Source organism: Modestobacter marinus, assembly GCF_011758655.1.
Lineage (GTDB): Bacteria > Actinomycetota > Actinomycetes > Mycobacteriales > Geodermatophilaceae > Modestobacter > Modestobacter marinus.
The window spans coordinates 827,774-843,026 of sequence record NZ_JAAMPA010000001.1 but is presented as its reverse complement, the minus strand read 5'-3'; the positions used below and the strand labels follow the sequence as shown (position 1 = coordinate 843,026).

Annotated in this window: 10 protein-coding genes; 5 read left to right on the top strand and 5 right to left on the bottom strand. The window is 69.8% G+C overall.

All coding sequences use genetic code 11. The annotated features are described in order from the left end of the window. The first annotated feature begins 45 nt into the window (after positions 1–45). The gene (locus tag FB380_RS04000) at positions 46–1,602 is read left to right on the top strand and encodes a sugar transferase (protein ID WP_166756031.1); all 1,557 of its coding nucleotides are present in this window, start codon (positions 46–48) and stop codon (positions 1,600–1,602) included. 1 nt (position 1,603) lies between these two features. Here FB380_RS04000 and FB380_RS03995 read toward each other — a convergent pair whose 3' ends face one another. Further along, a complete protein-coding gene (locus tag FB380_RS03995; protein WP_166753943.1) occupies positions 1,604–3,313 on the bottom strand; it encodes a GMC oxidoreductase in 1,710 nt (569 codons plus the stop codon). Positions 3,314–3,627: 314 nt separating this feature from the next. Here FB380_RS03995 and FB380_RS03990 point away from each other — a divergent pair, with 314 nt between their 5' ends. Further along, on the top strand, positions 3,628–4,731 hold the full coding sequence (locus FB380_RS03990; RefSeq protein ID WP_229681965.1) for a glycosyltransferase family 4 protein: 1,104 nt from the start codon (positions 3,628–3,630) through the stop codon (positions 4,729–4,731). 16 nt (positions 4,732–4,747) lie between these two features. On the opposite strand, the gene FB380_RS03985 is transcribed toward FB380_RS03990, so the two are convergent. Continuing rightward, positions 4,748–5,860, bottom strand: coding sequence for a glycosyltransferase (locus tag FB380_RS03985; protein WP_166753942.1), 1,113 nt, complete (start codon positions 5,858–5,860; stop codon positions 4,748–4,750). A gap of 371 nt (positions 5,861–6,231) precedes the next feature. Between FB380_RS03985 and FB380_RS03980 the strand changes: the two genes are divergently transcribed. Then, positions 6,232–7,017 (top strand): glycosyltransferase family 2 protein, encoded by a 786-nt coding sequence (locus tag FB380_RS03980; RefSeq protein WP_424991929.1) that lies wholly within the window; start codon positions 6,232–6,234, stop codon positions 7,015–7,017. A 6-nt stretch (positions 7,018–7,023) separates the two neighbouring features. On the opposite strand, the gene FB380_RS03975 is transcribed toward FB380_RS03980, so the two are convergent. Then, the gene (locus tag FB380_RS03975) at positions 7,024–9,105 is read right to left on the bottom strand and encodes a glycoside hydrolase family 16 protein (RefSeq protein WP_166753941.1); all 2,082 of its coding nucleotides are present in this window, start codon (positions 9,103–9,105) and stop codon (positions 7,024–7,026) included. 234 nt (positions 9,106–9,339) lie between these two features. On the opposite strand from FB380_RS03975, the gene FB380_RS03970 reads away from it, so the two are divergent. Further along, complete coding sequence (locus FB380_RS03970; RefSeq protein ID WP_166753940.1) at positions 9,340–10,719, top strand: hypothetical protein; 1,380 nt, start codon at positions 9,340–9,342, stop codon at positions 10,717–10,719. An 8-nt stretch (positions 10,720–10,727) separates the two neighbouring features. On the opposite strand, the gene FB380_RS03965 is transcribed toward FB380_RS03970, so the two are convergent. Then, positions 10,728–12,074, bottom strand: a complete 1,347-nt coding sequence (locus FB380_RS03965; RefSeq protein ID WP_166753939.1) for a Wzz/FepE/Etk N-terminal domain-containing protein — start codon at positions 12,072–12,074, stop codon at positions 10,728–10,730. A gap of 430 nt (positions 12,075–12,504) precedes the next feature. Here FB380_RS03965 and FB380_RS03960 point away from each other — a divergent pair, with 430 nt between their 5' ends. Next, positions 12,505–13,842: a lipopolysaccharide biosynthesis protein gene (locus FB380_RS03960; protein ID WP_166753938.1), complete on the top strand. Its 1,338-nt coding sequence runs from the start codon at positions 12,505–12,507 to the stop codon at positions 13,840–13,842. Between the two features lie 104 nt (positions 13,843–13,946). Here the strand turns inward: FB380_RS03960 and FB380_RS03955 are convergent, their stop codons facing one another. Then, positions 13,947–15,014: a glycosyltransferase family 4 protein gene (locus FB380_RS03955; protein WP_166753937.1), complete on the bottom strand. Its 1,068-nt coding sequence runs from the start codon at positions 15,012–15,014 to the stop codon at positions 13,947–13,949. Between the last annotated feature and the right edge of the window lie 239 nt (positions 15,015–15,253).

The window sequence follows — 15,253 nt, the reverse complement described above, 5'->3', positions numbered from 1 at the left end:
CTGCTGGCACTGGCTGCAGCTGAGCACGGGGGTGCGCACTTGACCATGATCGAACAGAGTGACGAAGCAATTCGTCACCTCGACGGACAGCCCAGTTCCAGGACCCGGTCGAACGTGGGCCGACGATCGGCTGGTGCGCGGCGCTGGTCCTTCTCCGTCTCAAGGTTGCGAGGGGAGGGCACGGCAGCTCGCCGAGCCTGGCGCGCCACCTACGTCCAGCGCATCGTCGTCACAGATGCTGCTGTCGCCATCACGGCAGCCATGGTCGGCTTCCTCGCGAACTTCGGGCCCGTCCCGGGCGCCGAGCAGGCGCCGAGCTCGTCGTTCTGGATGGCCGCTCTCCTCCCGGTGGTGTGGGTCCTCGCGATGCTGTTGGTGCGCAGTTACGAGCAGCGCTTCCTCTGGGTGGGGGCCGAGGAGTTCCGTCGGGTCTTCAGCGCCGGCGTGTTCCTCCTCGCGGCCGTGGGCACCGTGTCCTGGGCTTTTCGACTCGAGCTGGCGCGCGGATTCGTCGTCATCGCACTCCCGTTGGTGACCGTGCTGACCCTGGCGCATCGGTTGGCGCAGCGACGTTGGCTGCACAGGCAGCGAATCCAGGGCCGATTCCTCCAGACGGCAATCATCGTCGGGCACCGGAACGGCGTCATGGCGTTGCACGAGCAGATCGACCGAGAGGCGTACCACGGTTACCGGGTGATCGGAGCGTGCATGCCTGGAGGGCACGTCGCCGATTCGGGCGGTAGCTTCGACGGCCTGCCGGTCCTCGGTGGGCTGGACGACGTGGTCGAGGTGGTCCGACGGTACGAGGTCGATACCGTCGCGGTCCTGCCGTCCCCGGAGCTCGATGGCCCCGCGCTTCGCCGGCTGGGTTGGGACCTCGAGACAACCGATGCCGAGCTGCTTTTGGCCCCCGCGGTCACCGACGTGGCTGGTCCGCGAGTTCAGATCCGGCCGGTGAGTGGACTCCCGCTTCTGCACATGGAGCGCCCCGAGTTCACCGGTGTCCGGCGATTTGCCAAGAACCTCTTCGACCGCTCTGCAGCGGCCATCGGGATCGTCGCTCTCCTGCCCGTTATCGTGCTGCTGGCTCTGGCGGTGAAGGTCACCAGTCGTGGCCCGGTGTTCTTCCGCCACGAGCGGATCGGCCGGGATGGGCAGCCTTTTCACGTGCTCAAGTTCCGCAGCATGGTCCAGGGAGCTGACCGGCAGGTGGACTCGCTCCTCGACATGAGTGACGGGAACGCCGTCCAGTTCAAGATGAAGTCCGACCCTCGCGTGACGACGGTCGGCCAGGTCCTGCGTCGCTTCTCCCTCGACGAGTTGCCGCAGCTGTTCAACGTGCTCGGCGGCAGCATGTCCCTGGTGGGGCCGCGGCCACATGTCACCCGCGAGGTGGAGCAGTACGGCTTCGACATGCGGCGCCGTTTGCTGGTCAAGCCGGGCATCACTGGGCTGTGGCAGGTCAGCGGTCGTTCGAACCTCTCGTGGGACGACTCCGTTCGCATCGACGTCCGCTACGTCGAGAACTGGTCACTGGCCTTCGACCTGATGATCCTGTGGAAGACGGTGGGCGCTGTCTTCCGCGGGTCGGGCGCGTATTGAGCTACTGAGCTGGCCAGGCAGCGGGTGACCCCCACCCGCTGCCGGGCCGCTCCGACCGTTGGCTGCGCCGACGGGCGGGATCGGTGAGGTGGTGGGCCAGCCGAACCGCGAGAGCGACCGTCATGAAGGTCGGATTGGCTTCTCCCGCCGTCGGGAAGACGCTGCTCGACGCCACGAACAGGTTGGAGAAGCCGTGCACGCGGCAGTCCGGGTCGACGACGCCGGCGCTGGGGTCCGCGCTCATCCTGGTGGTGCCGATCTGGTGGTAGCCGTCCATCGCCTGCTGCCGGATCGCCTCGCTGCGTCGCTCTTCCGGGTGGTCGTAGATCAGGTGTCCGACCCCAGTTGACGCCAGCTCCGCGTCCAGGAGCTGGTGCGCGCGAAGCACTGACTCGACGTCCTGGTCGGAGTAGCGGAGGTCGATGTCTACGCCGGGAAGCCCGTCGGCGCCGGTACGGCCGTTGCAGCGAACCCGGCTGTGCGGGTTCGGCACCTGCTCGGCGTGATAGCGCAGGGCGTACGTCCCCCGGTCGTTGTGAATGACGAACACCGACCTGCGGGGGGAGGACAGGTAGCGCAGTCGCACGATCGCGGCTACCTCGGCGGGGAGCCGCCGGGGGCGCCGGGCGATGTTCTGGAGGTGTGCTCCCCAGCCACCGACCGGGCGGCCGGCGTTCCTGCGGCGCGTCTCGGCTCCCGCCAGACAGCGGCCGATGAGGGGCGACGTGAGGGCGAGGAAGAAGGCGGAGAGCGTGGGGCTGCCGTGCCGTGCGTCGCGGAAGGGCAGGTTGCCCAAGTAGAACGAGGTGTGCAACAAGTGACCCCGGATCTGTGCCTCTCGCATCAGGGTGAACCGGCGGCGCACGTAAGTGCCATCCTCCTCCTGCCGGAAGTCCAGTTCCGTGAAGAGCTCGGGCGGCGTGATCGAGATGCTGGCGATGCTGCCGGTGAGGTGGCCCATGTAGTAGCGGCCGAGCGGGCCATCCGACCCGCCGAAGAAGGCGGGCTCGCGCCGTTGCACGTGCAGGAGCAGCCGGGTGGTGGCCAGCCCTCCGCAGGCCAAGACGTAATCGCGAGCGGTGAGCGGGACCTCGGTACCTGCCCAACGCACACGCAGTTGTGTCACGGCGGTGCCTGCGGGGTTGAAGCGGACGTCTGTGGCGACGGCGCCGGTGAGCACCGAGACGGTCGGGTGGGCGATCACCTGCGCCCCGAGGTGGGGAGCGAGTTGAGGGCGCCGGGACCAGCGCTCCTGTTGCGACGTGCTCACGGCCTGGCTCTGCCACCCGGACATCGGTTCGGTCTGGAAGTCGGCGGACCCGCAGTCGAGGTACTCCGCAGCGCGGTTTTGCCATGGCGCAAGGTCGGAGGGGCAGATCGGCCACCCCGAGAAGGTGACGTGCGCACGCAGCTCGTAGTCGATCGACTCGAAGGGGACGCATCGCCCACCCCACAGCCAGCTGGTTCCGCCGATGCCAGTCCGGGTTGTCTCGCTGAGCGGGGCATGCCGCCGGTGATCCAGCACCCTCATGGTGGTCGCGGCGAAGCGGGTCGCCGGCGGGACGGCCTTCCTGGCGAGCCCCGCTTCGATGATGAGGACGCGCAAGCCGCCCCGAGCTGCCTCCAGCGCGAGCGACAACCCGGCTGGGCCCGCACCCACCACGCACAGGTCGAAGACCGCCTCCGGGGCGGGCGGAGAGTTCAACAGCACCGGGAGCCTTTCCGCAGGTTCGTTGCGGGGATGGAGGTCGAGCACGTAGCGGCGGCGCGGCGGGCGAAGTCGGGTACAGGTGGCGTCACTCTCAGTATGCAGCCGGCCTCGTCTAATCTCCTGCCGAGACCGCGGGCCGCAGGCTCCGTGACCCGGGTGTGCGAAATCCAGTCGTGGTGCATCGCGCGCATCGCCGAACAGAGATGAGGATCGATGTCGTCGAACGCCGGCGCTGGTGAGGTGGCCGCCGCCTCCCGCCCCGTCCCAGACCACGGTGTCCCCCCGACGGGTCTCCGGCCTCCGGGGGGCGGCGCGTGACGCGGCCGGCCCGGTGGCTGCTGATGGCCGGTCACGTGCCGCCGGATGCGCGCGGGGGCGGGATCGTCCGGTACACCGTCGAGCTGGCCCGTGCGCTGCATCGGCGGGATGATGTGGAGCTGCACCTACTCACCTCGCCGGAGGCTGCCGGTCCGCTCGCCGAGCTCGCCGGGTCGGAGGAGCGAGTGGTGGTGCTGCCGAAGGTCCCGGATCCGGCCCTGCCCTCCGTCGAGCGGTACCTGATGGGCCGCCGGCTGGGTGCACACTTCGACGTGGTCCAAGGGGCCAAGCACCTACTGCCGCGTGGAGTGGCGGCGCGTACCGCCCTCACGGTGCACGACATGCTGCTGTTCGACCGGCCGGCAGACTTCCCCCTGCCCAAGCGGGTGCTGCTGCGCCAGCCGTACGCAGCGTCCCTGCGTCAGGCAGACGCCCTCCTGTGCGTCAGCGCGGCTACCCGCGACAGGCTCGTCGGGTGGTCACCTGCGCTGGTCGGCCGGATCAGCGTCGTGCACTCTGCGACCAGCCCCCGGCTCCTGGCGACTGTCCCGTCGCCTGCTGCCGCGGTAGCGGGGCGTCCCTTCGCGCTGGTCGTGGGGGATCCCTCGCCGCGGAAGAACCTCTCCGTCGTGGTCTCGGCCTGGCATCGCGTGGTCCAGCAGCGGCCGGACGCGGTGCTGGCTCTCGTGGGCCCGCCGGCGTGGGGAGCCGAGGCGTACGGCCCACACCATGCAGAGCTCGTGGCCTCGGGGCACGTGGTCCAGCTCATCGGCGTGGACGACGGCACCCTGCGCTGGTGCTACGAGAACGCCACCGTCGTCCTGGCCCCGAGCCTGGCCGAGGGGTTCGGGCTGCCTGCGGTGGAGGCCCTGGACCTCGGTGCTCCGCTGGTCACCTCGCTGGACCCCGCCCTGGTGGAGGTGAGCGGCGACGCCGCCGACCACCTGCCGGCTGGCGACGTGTCGGGCTGGGCGGAGACGATCCTGCGCCACCTGTCCGGGGGAGTGGTCCGGACGGCGGCGCCCCGGCGCCCTCGCTCGTGGGACGACGTGGCGGCCGAGACGGTCGAGGCGGTGCTCCGGCGGCCGGCCGGCCAGTGATCCGGCCGGCCGGTGATTAGGCCGCCTCGATCGTCGCCGTCACGACGTCGGCCATCGCCTTCCGGAATGAAGCCCGGGAGAACGACTCGGCGTGTCGGCGGATAACGGCGGAGTCGTAGGCAGCCGCGTCGAAGGACGCCAGCTGATGGGCCCAGGCATCCACCTCGTCGCCGCCGAGCGGGGCGGGCGGGACGAGCTCGCCGGTGACGCCCGGGAGCACGGAGTCCCGGGCGCCGCCCGCGTCGATCGCGAGCACGGGGGCGCCGCACGCTTGTGCCTCGACCGGCACGATCCCGAAGTCCTCCGTGCCGGGCATCAGCAGCGCCCGGCACCGCCGGAACAGGTCCCGCAACTCCGCGTCATCGACCCGGCCCACGAAGCGGGTGTCCGGCCCTGCCAGCTCCTCCAGCTCAGCGCGGGCGCGGCCGTCGCCGGCGACCACGAGGGGGACCCCGGCCCGCTGGGCGGCACGAACGGCCAGGTCGGGCCGCTTGTAGGGCACCAGGCGTCCGGCGATCAGGAAGAAGTCGTCACGTGACACGCCGGCGTCGGGCGTGTAGTACTCCGTGTCGACCGGTGGATGCACGACTGTGGCCTCCCGGCCCCACCAGTCCGAGACCCGGTCGGCGACCGCCCGAGAGTTGGCGACCATGGAGTGCACCCGAGCCGCCGCTGCCCGGTCGACGGGCCGGAAGGCGGTCGAGAAGGCGGCCAGCGCAGCCTCGCCCAAGCGCCCGCCGGCTTCGCCTGTGCGCATCGACGGGTCCCACACCCAGCGCGCGGGGGAGTGGACGTACGCCACCACCGGGGCCGACGTGGCTCGCACGACCTGAGTGGCGAAGGCGTGGTGCGACGCGATCACGACGTCCGAGGGGGGGAGCGAGAGCCGGCTCATGGCGACCGGGAGTGCGGGCAGCAGGTGCGCGTAGGTACTGCCCCGGAGGAGACGGCTCAGCCCAGTGGTCCGCAGACGGCGCTCGAGTTCGGGAGGGAGGACACCCGGCCGGCCGATCGGGGCGAAGATCGGCGCGTCCGGCCATTCGCGGGCCATCTGCTCGACGACGGCCTCGGAGCCGGCGAACTCGGTGAACCGCTCGTGCACCAAGGTGACCTGTGGTCCTGCGGACACGCGGTTCACCGGGGCGCCAGAGGCGAGGAACGGTCGGGGAGTCGTCCGGCCGAGAGGCTCTCCATGCTCTTCACCCGGTCATGATGCCCTTCCTCCCCCAGCTGTTGGACGAGAGGACGGGGGGATCGGCAGTGAGCGATAGCATCTTGCCGCCGTGGTCGCACTGCAGCGCCCATCCGACGGTCACCCGCCCGTGCCAGAGGAGTCCAGTGCCCGACACGACCAACGACGGTTCCACGTCCGCTGATCCACGGTCGAGGAGTCACGCCACGTATCGACTGGCTGTCGTCCTGGCCTCGGCGGGCCGCCCCGAGCTGCTGGGCGAGGTGGTGGCGGACCTGGGGCGGCAGACCCGACAGGACTTCACCCTCGTGGTCTCGGTGCCCGACGCATCGAGCCTCCCGGACCGACCGCTGCCGAGCGGCACCGTCGTGGTGCACGACCGCGGCCTGGCAGCTCAGCGCAACGCCGGCCTGGACGCAGTACCTGAAGCCACGCACGTCTTCTGCTTCGACGACGATGCCGTGGTCCGCGAGGACTTCCTGGAGCAGGCGATGACGTTCTTCGACCGGCATCCCGAGGTCGTCGCGCTCACTGGCCGCGTCCTCCTGGACGGTGCGGCGTCCGAGGCCGTCCCGCGTGCTGAAGCCGAACGGGCGCTGGCCAGGTCGATGTCCGACCCGCTGGAACAGCAGTGGGTAGTGAGTCGCGAGCTCTACGGCTGCAACTTCGCCTTCCGCCCCGTTGCGTTGCACGGTGAGCGATTCGACGGTCGACTCCCGTTGTACTCCTGGCTCGAGGACCACGACTTCGCCCGGCGGGCGATGCGCCACGGTTCCCTGGCCAAGGTCATGGACTGTGTGGTCGTGCACCGCGGGGTCAAGTCCGGTGGCCGGATGGCCCATGAACGACTCGGGTACTCCCAGGTGATGAACCCGGCCTACCTGCACCATGTGGGCAGCTTCCCGTTCGGCCTGGCTGTGCGGGAGACGTGGCCCCGCGTCGCGAAGAACCTGGCCCGTTCCCTCGTCGGTCGAGAGGCCACCTGGCGGCGGGAACGGCTTCGCGGCAACCTGCGGGCTGGTGGCGATGTGCTGCGCCGACGGTTCACCCCTGAGCGGATCCTCGAGATCCCGGTGCTCGCGGATCGCGACTGACGTGGCTCAGGTCCAGACGCGAACCCAGTCGACGTAGAGGTCTGCGACCCCCGTGGTGCTGGACAGGTCGACCGGCCAGCCCCCACCGAGGGCCAGGTCGACCATCCAGAAGTACGGGTGAGCGTCGTTGACCACGCCGACCATCCGGTGGACCTCTCGCCCGTCGACGGTGAACACCGCTTCCCCCGGCATGATGCGGACCCCATACGTGTGCCAGCTCAGCGCCCAGTCGCCGCGGATGCCGTCCTCCAGGCAGAACTGCTCGTCCAGGGCGTCCTCGCCGTCGGTCCACGCATGGATGGCGTGACAACTGCTGGCCGTGTTGCGCCCGTACAACTCGACAGCGTCCACCTCACTGGTCACCTCACCTCGATTGGTGGCACTCTCCGAGTCGAGCATCCAGAACGCTGGCCAGGTGCCGAGGCCGGCGGGGCCGAGCATCCGGGCCTCGAAGTACCCGTACTGAGCCGCGAACCCACTGCCGCCGACGCGCGCGGACGACAGGATGCCACCTACATGCTGCTGGTCGTACGGGGTGCGGATGTCCCGGTTCCCGATCGGATCGACGCGAACGCGCAGGTGGCCGTCGAGCGTCGCGAGGTTCTCCGACCCGTCTGCGGGATCGGCGAACACGGCGTCGCCGAACTCGGACGGACCCCAGGGTGCGGGCTTCGTGGCGGCGTAGCGCGCTCCGGCCCCGGTCTGGGTGGCCGACAGCGGGGTGCTGAAGTCCTCGGCCCACTGCAGGGTCATGCCTGGCGGTGACGATCCCTCCGAAGTCACCTGCTCGCCGCCGCGATTGACCAGCTGCACGTAGAGCGGCCTGACGTCACCCTGCACCTCTGCGGTCATCCTGACGGCGAACGGACCGTGTTGGAGCGAACTCGCATCGAAGGTGAGCGGAAGTCGGCCAGCGGCATCCGCTGTGCCTGACGCGATGGGCTCGATGGAACCACTGCGGCTCCCGGGTGTGGCCGGGCGCCAGGCCGTCGCCGTCACGGCCGTTCCTGCCGGAGCATGCAGCACGACGGACGTCTCCCCGTCGATGGCCGCCCCCGGGGCAGGGCAGACGAGTGCGAGCTGACCATCCGGGCCGCCCGCAGAGGGCGGTGCAGCCGCGGTCCCGCAGTCGTCTGCCTCGGGAGCGGCGACGACATGGCCCTGCTCTTGCTGCGGCCACACGGGAGGGGTGGTGCCGGCCTCGTGGACAGCGATCTCGCGGATCGCGAACTCGGCCTGGTCGATCGTCTTCTCCAGGACCAGGCGTACCGAAGAGGCCATGCGCGGCGTGAACGCGATGGTCGTGACCTGCGGCTCTCCGCTGGAGATCCCGGAGACCAGGACGCTGCTGCCGTCGTCGAACACCAACCGCCCGTGGAGTGCGGCGGATGCGGAGGACGTGGGATCGAAGGCACGGGCGCTGGGGCCGACGATCTGCACGCTGGACAGCTCCCGCGCTCCTTCCCAGCTGAGTTCGCCCCACGGGGCGAGGTCGTCCGGCAGGGCCTCCCACTCGCCACCCACCTCACCGGAGCCGATGTCGCCGTCGACGAGGGCGCCGGGGTCGGCTCCGCTCGAGATGGTCACCTCGGCGGAATCGGTGGCCTCTCCGTCGGTGGCGCGGGGATCTCCTGATCCGTCGAGGACGAGGGACGTGAGCGCGACGGACGTGGCCTCCTGGGGGACCTCGGCGAAGGTGAGCCGTGCGCTGGACACCTGGCGCGCCGGGAAGTCCAGCCCGACGTTGCCGTCCTCGTCGGCGGTGAGCAGGAGCGAGCCGCCCCGGTCGAACGTGAGCACGGCGTTCTTGAACGGTGCTCTGCCGGCAGCGCGTACCTCGACGTGGTCGACGGTCGTCGGCTCCGGCCAGTCCAGCTCCACCCAGGCGCCGGTTGTCTCGTCATCGCTCCGCCAGGAGACCGGGCGATCGGAGAGCGGGACGGCTGCATCGAGCTTGTCGTGATCGAGAAGAGCGGCCGGCTCGGAGCCGGCGGCCGAGGACGAGGCGGAGACCTGGACGTCGGCGGCTCGCGCGAGGAGGAATGCGGTGGAGCCGGCGACCAGCGTGAGAAGAACGAACAGCACCACGAGCAATTTGGTACGCGACACCGGTCACCATCTCACGGTCATGCGAGCAAGGAGCGAACTGCAGATCTGCGGGGAACGTCGATGGGCCCTGCGCCGAGACTACGAGCCGAAGAGGGATCGGGGGCGGACGCCTGGTTACGCTCAGGCACGCACGCGGGCTGTCGATGTCCCACGTCCCGAGCCTTCCTGGAGCCGTGGGGCGCCTCTCGCCGTCGAAATGACAGGAGCCGCCTGATGACGAGTCTCACCGTGGTGACGCTCATCATCATGCTCTACGGCGCGCTGTCCTCCCATGGCTACGGTCGAGCGCTCGCCCTGGGAGGGGCCACCCCGGTAGGGGCGGCACTCGTCGCCGGGGGGACCGCGGTGCCGACCTTCTACTTCGTGGCGGTCGGCGCGGGGGTGGCGCTGTTGGCGGGGTTCCTGGACCGTTCGCGCCAGTTCCACCGGTCGACCGCCCGACCCGTGCCCGGGCTCGCAGCGCTGGTGGCCTTCGCCGCCTGGTCGACCCTCGTCACGTTGGTGGCGCCCCTGCTCTTCGACGGGCTGAGTGTGAGCGCCTCCGGCGGCGCCGAGGCACGCCTGGCAGCTGGCATCGTCACCTCCTCGAATTTGGCCCAGATCGTCTACCTGGTCCTCGGGTTGTGCGTCGTCGTGTACCTGGCGCGTGCCCGGGAGGCCGGTCCGGAACTCATCGGGTTGGCGGCTGGGCTGGCCACTCTGTTGTCGTTCTGGGCGTACCTGGGGGCGACGTTCGCGGTCCCCTTCCCCACCGGCCTCTTCGACAACTCACCGACCTTCGTCTTCATCGACACGCTTCCTGGAGGCGCCCCGCGAGTGCGCGGCATCTTCTCCGAGCCGGCGGGGTTGGCGATGTCGTCCCTAGTCACGGTTGCCTACATGGCATCACGGGTGCACCAGGTGGCCGGGCTTCGGCGGGTCGGTGTGATCATCATGATCGCCCTGGCCGCCTACCTGGGTGCCGTGTCGACGTCGGCGTCGTTCGTGGTCGCCGCGGTAGCCCTGATCGTCACATCCGGCGTGGTGTTCGTGGTGCGAGTCACGCTTCGGCGTGGCTCGATCGGTGCACTGACCCTGGTCGGCACGGCGATCACCGTCATGGCGGCCACCTTGCTGCTGCCGCGGCTCGTCGGCTGGGTGCAACGGGTGGTCAGTTCGAAGGTGGACTCGTCGTCGTACGACGAGCGTTCAGGTGCCGACGCTCGGTCCTACGGGATCTTGCTGGACACGTTCGGGATGGGGGCAGGGCTCGGCTCCAACAGGCCGTCGTCCTTCCTGGCGACCTTGGTGAGCACGACTGGCCTGGTCGGCACCGCTCTGTTCATCGCAGCCGTCGTCACAGTCCTGCGCGCGGGCAGCAAGGTGCCCGAGTACCGGCCGGTGGCGTGGGCGTTGATTTCCGTGCTCATCGTGAAGGTGATCAGCGGACCGGACCTGTCGGACTCCAGTGGCATCTTGTGGATGTCGATCGGACTGCTCGCCCGCGCATCCCTGCGCGACCGCGTTCCCCGTCCGGAGCCGAGTCTCTCGCCAGGCCAACTACCGACCAGCTGGCGCGAGACCCGGAGTTGGATCTCCCCCTCAGGTCGGTGAGCCTCCGTCTAACGGGCTGACCCGGCCGCAGTGGCGCCCAGCTCAGGGGCCATCCGGGTGTACCCCAGGTCGGGATCCCGCACGTGGTCAACGACGAGGTGCACCCGGGCGACTCGAGAACCGGCCAGCTTCTCCACCGCGCTGACGTAGTCGGCACGGCGTGTCCGGCCAGACTCCACGAACAGCAGGCAGTCGCCGGCCAACCTGGCCACCGTGGCGGACTCGGACCGCTCGGACAGTGGCGGGCAGGCGAGCAGGACGTAGTCGAAGCGTGCGCTGAGCTGCTGTACCAGCTCCGCCATCGCCGGGCGACCGATGAGCCGCGGCGACGTGGCCTCGACGCGGCCGGGGCCGAGCACGAAGGGGCCACCGGACCCGCCCTGGGGGAGCATGTCGCTCAGTTGCGTCGCGCCGGTGAGGAGCTCCGCCACACCCGGTTTGGCCTCGGCTCGCTCCTCTGCGGGCCGGTGGCTACCGCGTTCACTGGGGTGCAGGTCCAAGTCGACAACTGCGACCGTGCAGTCCAGCTCGGCGAGGACGGCCGCCAGTTGCCCGGCTGCCTCCCGGACGTCGGACTCAGCGGTGGCGCCCAGCATGGCCATCGGCCCCCGGGCGTGCGCGCCCACGACCAAGGTCGTCCGAAGCGCGCGGAACGCCTCCCGGCGTGCTTCCTCACGCGCCATCCGGCTGGTCCGGTGCCGCGGTTGGGTCGGGATGCTCGTGATGGTCTCCAGCGGGGTCGGCCTGGGGGCGTCGGAGGCGGTCCTGATCCTGGTGTCCAATGCGCCGAGTACCACGATGGCCAGCAGGGCAACTCCCAGCCCGACGGCCACGCCGACCAGCACGTTGTTCCGCGGACGGGGGCTGGTGGCGTTGTCCGGGGCCTCGGCAGCTTCCACGATCGTCAGCTGGAGCGCCGGCGGGCTCCCGACTGCGGGCGCCGGTTCCTGCACCTCCAGCAACTCGACCGCGTTCACGAGGGCTTCCGCGACCGCGTTGGCCCGTGCGGCGGCGACGGACGCCTCCGTGCCTGATGCGCTGATGTCGACCATGGAGGAGTTCTCGCGGGCAGCGGCGGAGACGACCTCCTGCAGCTCCTCCTGATTCGGCTCGCCGAGGATGGCCGTGGCGCGGCCGAGTACGGCGGAGGTCTCCGCCAGGTCGGCGTAGTTGGCGGCGCGTTCCATGGCGTCAGGGTTGTCGGACGTGGTGGTCACGTAGACAGTGGTCTGCGCGTAGTAGGTCGGCGCCGCCAGGTAGGCCAGGGCAGCCCCCGCTGCGCCGCCGAGCAGGGCGAGCGTGAGGACGACCCACCAACCACGTCGAAGCGCCCCGACATAGTCGTGCAGAACCAACGAGCCACTTCCTTGGATTCGGGCGGTGCGGGAACGCGACCAGGCGGCGGGGTCGAATGACGATAGCGTGCAGATCGAGCGGTCGATGGCTCGCTGGCCCGTCCGGGGGAGGCGCGGCTACCCGGTGCGGGCAGGGAGATCGCACCGGGACATGTCATGATCCCCGCGCACACCGCGGGGTCGGCCATGAGCCTGTTCTTCTCCTGCGAGGGCACGGGTGTACGTCGGCGTCGACGGTCACCCGGTTCATCGCCAGCGCGGCGGGAGACGCTTCGCACCGAAGAGGGTGTGTGGCGGGGTGGGCCCTCGTCGTTTGTGCGTGCCCGACCGCCGCCCGGGATGTGTCCCGTCACCCGATCGGCAGGTGAGGGCGCGAGGCCGCCGGCCGGCTCCGGTGGGTGGTAGTGCTCATCGACGTAGTGGAGGCCTGGTGTCCGACAGCAGCATCTTCCGACGGGCCGTGCTGCTGTCCTCGGTCACCAGTTTCCTCGTCCCCCTGGTGGGCCTAATGACGGCCCCGATCCTCGCCCATGCCCTGGGAGTGGAGGGTCGTGGCGAGATGGCGGCGGCGGTCGCCCCCTACTCCCTCATCGTCGCCGTCGCCACGCTCGGCTTGCCGCAGGCCCTGACGTTCTACCTCGCCAAGAACCCTGAACTGACCCGGCGGGTGCTTCTGTCGACGACGGCTGTGACGCTCACGCTCGGGGCCGGCTGCCTCGCTGCGATGGCTTGGCTGGTGACTCCACTGTCCGGAGGCAACTCCGAACTGGCGATGTTGATCATGCTCGCTTCTGCGTGCGCTCTGCCGGCGCTGGTCGTCAACCTCATGCGGGGAGCGGCGGCCGGTCGCCAGATGTGGGGCTCCGTCGCCAGTGAGGGGGTGCTCAACTCATCGCTGCGTTTGATCGGACTCGGTGGGCTGGCCTTGGCAGGACTGCTGGACGTCCGTCTCGCCGTCCTCGTGACCGTCGTCGGCCCGGCCATCGCCGGGATCGCCTACTGGAAGCTCCTGCGGCGCCCCACCGAGGCTGCGCCGTCGGACGCCGTACCGATGAGTCGACCGAACAGGGTGCTCCTGGGCTACGGAGCGAGGACCTGGCTCGGATCGGTGGCGAGCATGCTCACGGCGCGGCTGAGCCAGTTGCTGGTCACGCCCCTGTCGGACGTCGGTCAGCTCGGCCTCTTCGTCGTGGCAGTGACGATCGCCGATGTCCCGTTCCTGGTCACCGCTGGAATCCGTGATGCGGTGTTCGGCGTGAGCAGCCAGACAGCGGACCCGCAGCGGCTGGCTGCGACATCACGGGTCGTCACACTGGCCGGGCTGCTGGGCGCGGGGGCCATTGCGGCCACTCTTCCTTTCTGGATCCGCACGGTGTTCGGAGAGGAGTTCGGGGCGGCCATCCCGGCTGCGTTGATCCTCCTGGCTGCTGCCGTGGCGAACATGCCTGGCCTCATCGCTGGGGTGGGCCTGGGCGCCTGGGGTCGGCCGGGCCTCCGGAGTTGGGTGCTCGTCGCCACGCTGGTCACCAACTTGATCGCGCTCCTCACGCTGGTGCCCGTGGCCGGCGCAGTCGGCGCTGCGCTCGCCGGGCTGCTCAGCGGGACGGTGATGTCGGTGTTGGCAGTAGCGCTGACCGCGCGGGTCGTGGGAGTGCCCGTCCATGCCTTCGTGTTCCCGCGGACGGCAGACCTACGGCTCCTGGTGGCTGAGGTCCGGAGAGCGCTGGGCAAGCTGAGACGACGGCGGACCACGCGATCACACAGCTGATCAGGCGGGCGGCCAGACGGCGTGACCGCACCAGCGAGGCCGCGCGGTCGTTCTGGCGCGGGCAGGCATCGGTCTCCGCGACGCCTGCCCGTCACGCCAGCGCCTCAGTGCGCGACCGTCGCGTAGACGGCCTCGTACTCACGTGCGGCCCGCTGGACGCTTGCACTCTCCAGGTCGGTCAGGGCGGCAACGCGCAGTCGGGCTGCCAGTTCGTCCTCGGTGAGCACTGACACGATCGCCTGCGCCAGGCCCTCCTCGTCCTCGGGTTCGACGAGCAAGCCCGCCTTTCCGTTGGAGAGCGCCTCCGGTATCCCGCCCACGTTGCTGGCCACGATCGGAGTGCCGGTCGACCGAGCCTCGGTGAGGACGTTGCCGAACCCCTCCGCGCGGGACGGCAACACGAAGACGGAGGCCGCCTTCATGTACGCCCGCGGATCGGGACTGAAACCGACCCACGTGACGACGTCGTCCAAGCCCAGATCAGTGGCGAGCCGTTCCATGGCGGGGTTGTCCCGGTTGCCGACCAGGTACAGGTGAGCCCCCGGCACGGCTTCACGGATTCGCTGCATCGCCTTCAGGAGCACGTCGACGCCCTTGCGCTCGTAGATGGCACCGACGTAGACGATGGGCTTCCCTGGGAGGTCGGCCGGCTCGACGGACTCGACGGACGGCAGGCGGCCACTGCCGAGCGTGCCGTTGAGGATGGGAGTGGGACGGCGCAACCCGCGCGTCCTGCGGTGGACGTAATCGCGATCCGCGGCACTGATGCTGACGATCCTCCTAGTCAAGTACATGACGAAGACCGACCGCTGGTACGGGTTGTGCAGCGTGGACACCGATCGCCGGAGAAAGTGCAGAGGTGCAGCGAGCATCGTCAGGAGCGTCGTCCGGACGGTATGCACGTGCAGAACCTCATAGCTGCGGAGCTGACGGGCATGGGACCGGGCCGAGGCGAGCAGCGCCTTGGGTGAAGATGCGTCGAAGTCCTCGAACACCTCGATCCCGTGCTCAGCCAACAGCTGACGCATGGGGTCGTCGGAACTGTGACAGAAGACGGCGACCTCGTGGCCGGCGGCCGCATGCGCGAGCATCAGATCGGTGGTCGAGTTTGTGAAGCCCGTTCCATCCAGTTTAAGCGTGTTGGTCAGATGGGCGACTCGGTAGTGGCTCATTTCTGCGTGCTCCCGGGAGTGCGGTCGGAGTCGGCCTGCATGGGGTGTCCGTTCTCGGTCACCTGCGTGACGCATGGTCGGTGAGGTCGCCGCGGTTTCGCTCGTCACCGTCCAGGCGGGAGAACTCGTCGGGCGGGGCGGAGGAAGCCGGTCCAAAGGGGCGCTCATGAGCATGGCGAGCGCTCGTCAGCGCCAAGATCATAGGGGCGCGTGTCCATATGTCCCGTCAATGCCAGCCG

Excerpts from the sequence above, each read along its gene's own strand:
- FB380_RS04000 (WP_166756031.1), top strand. The coding sequence starts at position 46 with ATGATCGAACAGAGTGACGAAGCAATTCGTCACCTCGACGGACAGCCC.
- FB380_RS03970 (WP_166753940.1), top strand. The coding sequence starts at position 9,340 with ATGACGAGTCTCACCGTGGTGACGCTCATCATCATGCTCTACGGCGCG.
- FB380_RS03955 (WP_166753937.1), bottom strand. The coding sequence starts at position 15,014 with ATGAGCCACTACCGAGTCGCCCATCTGACCAACACGCTTAAACTGGAT.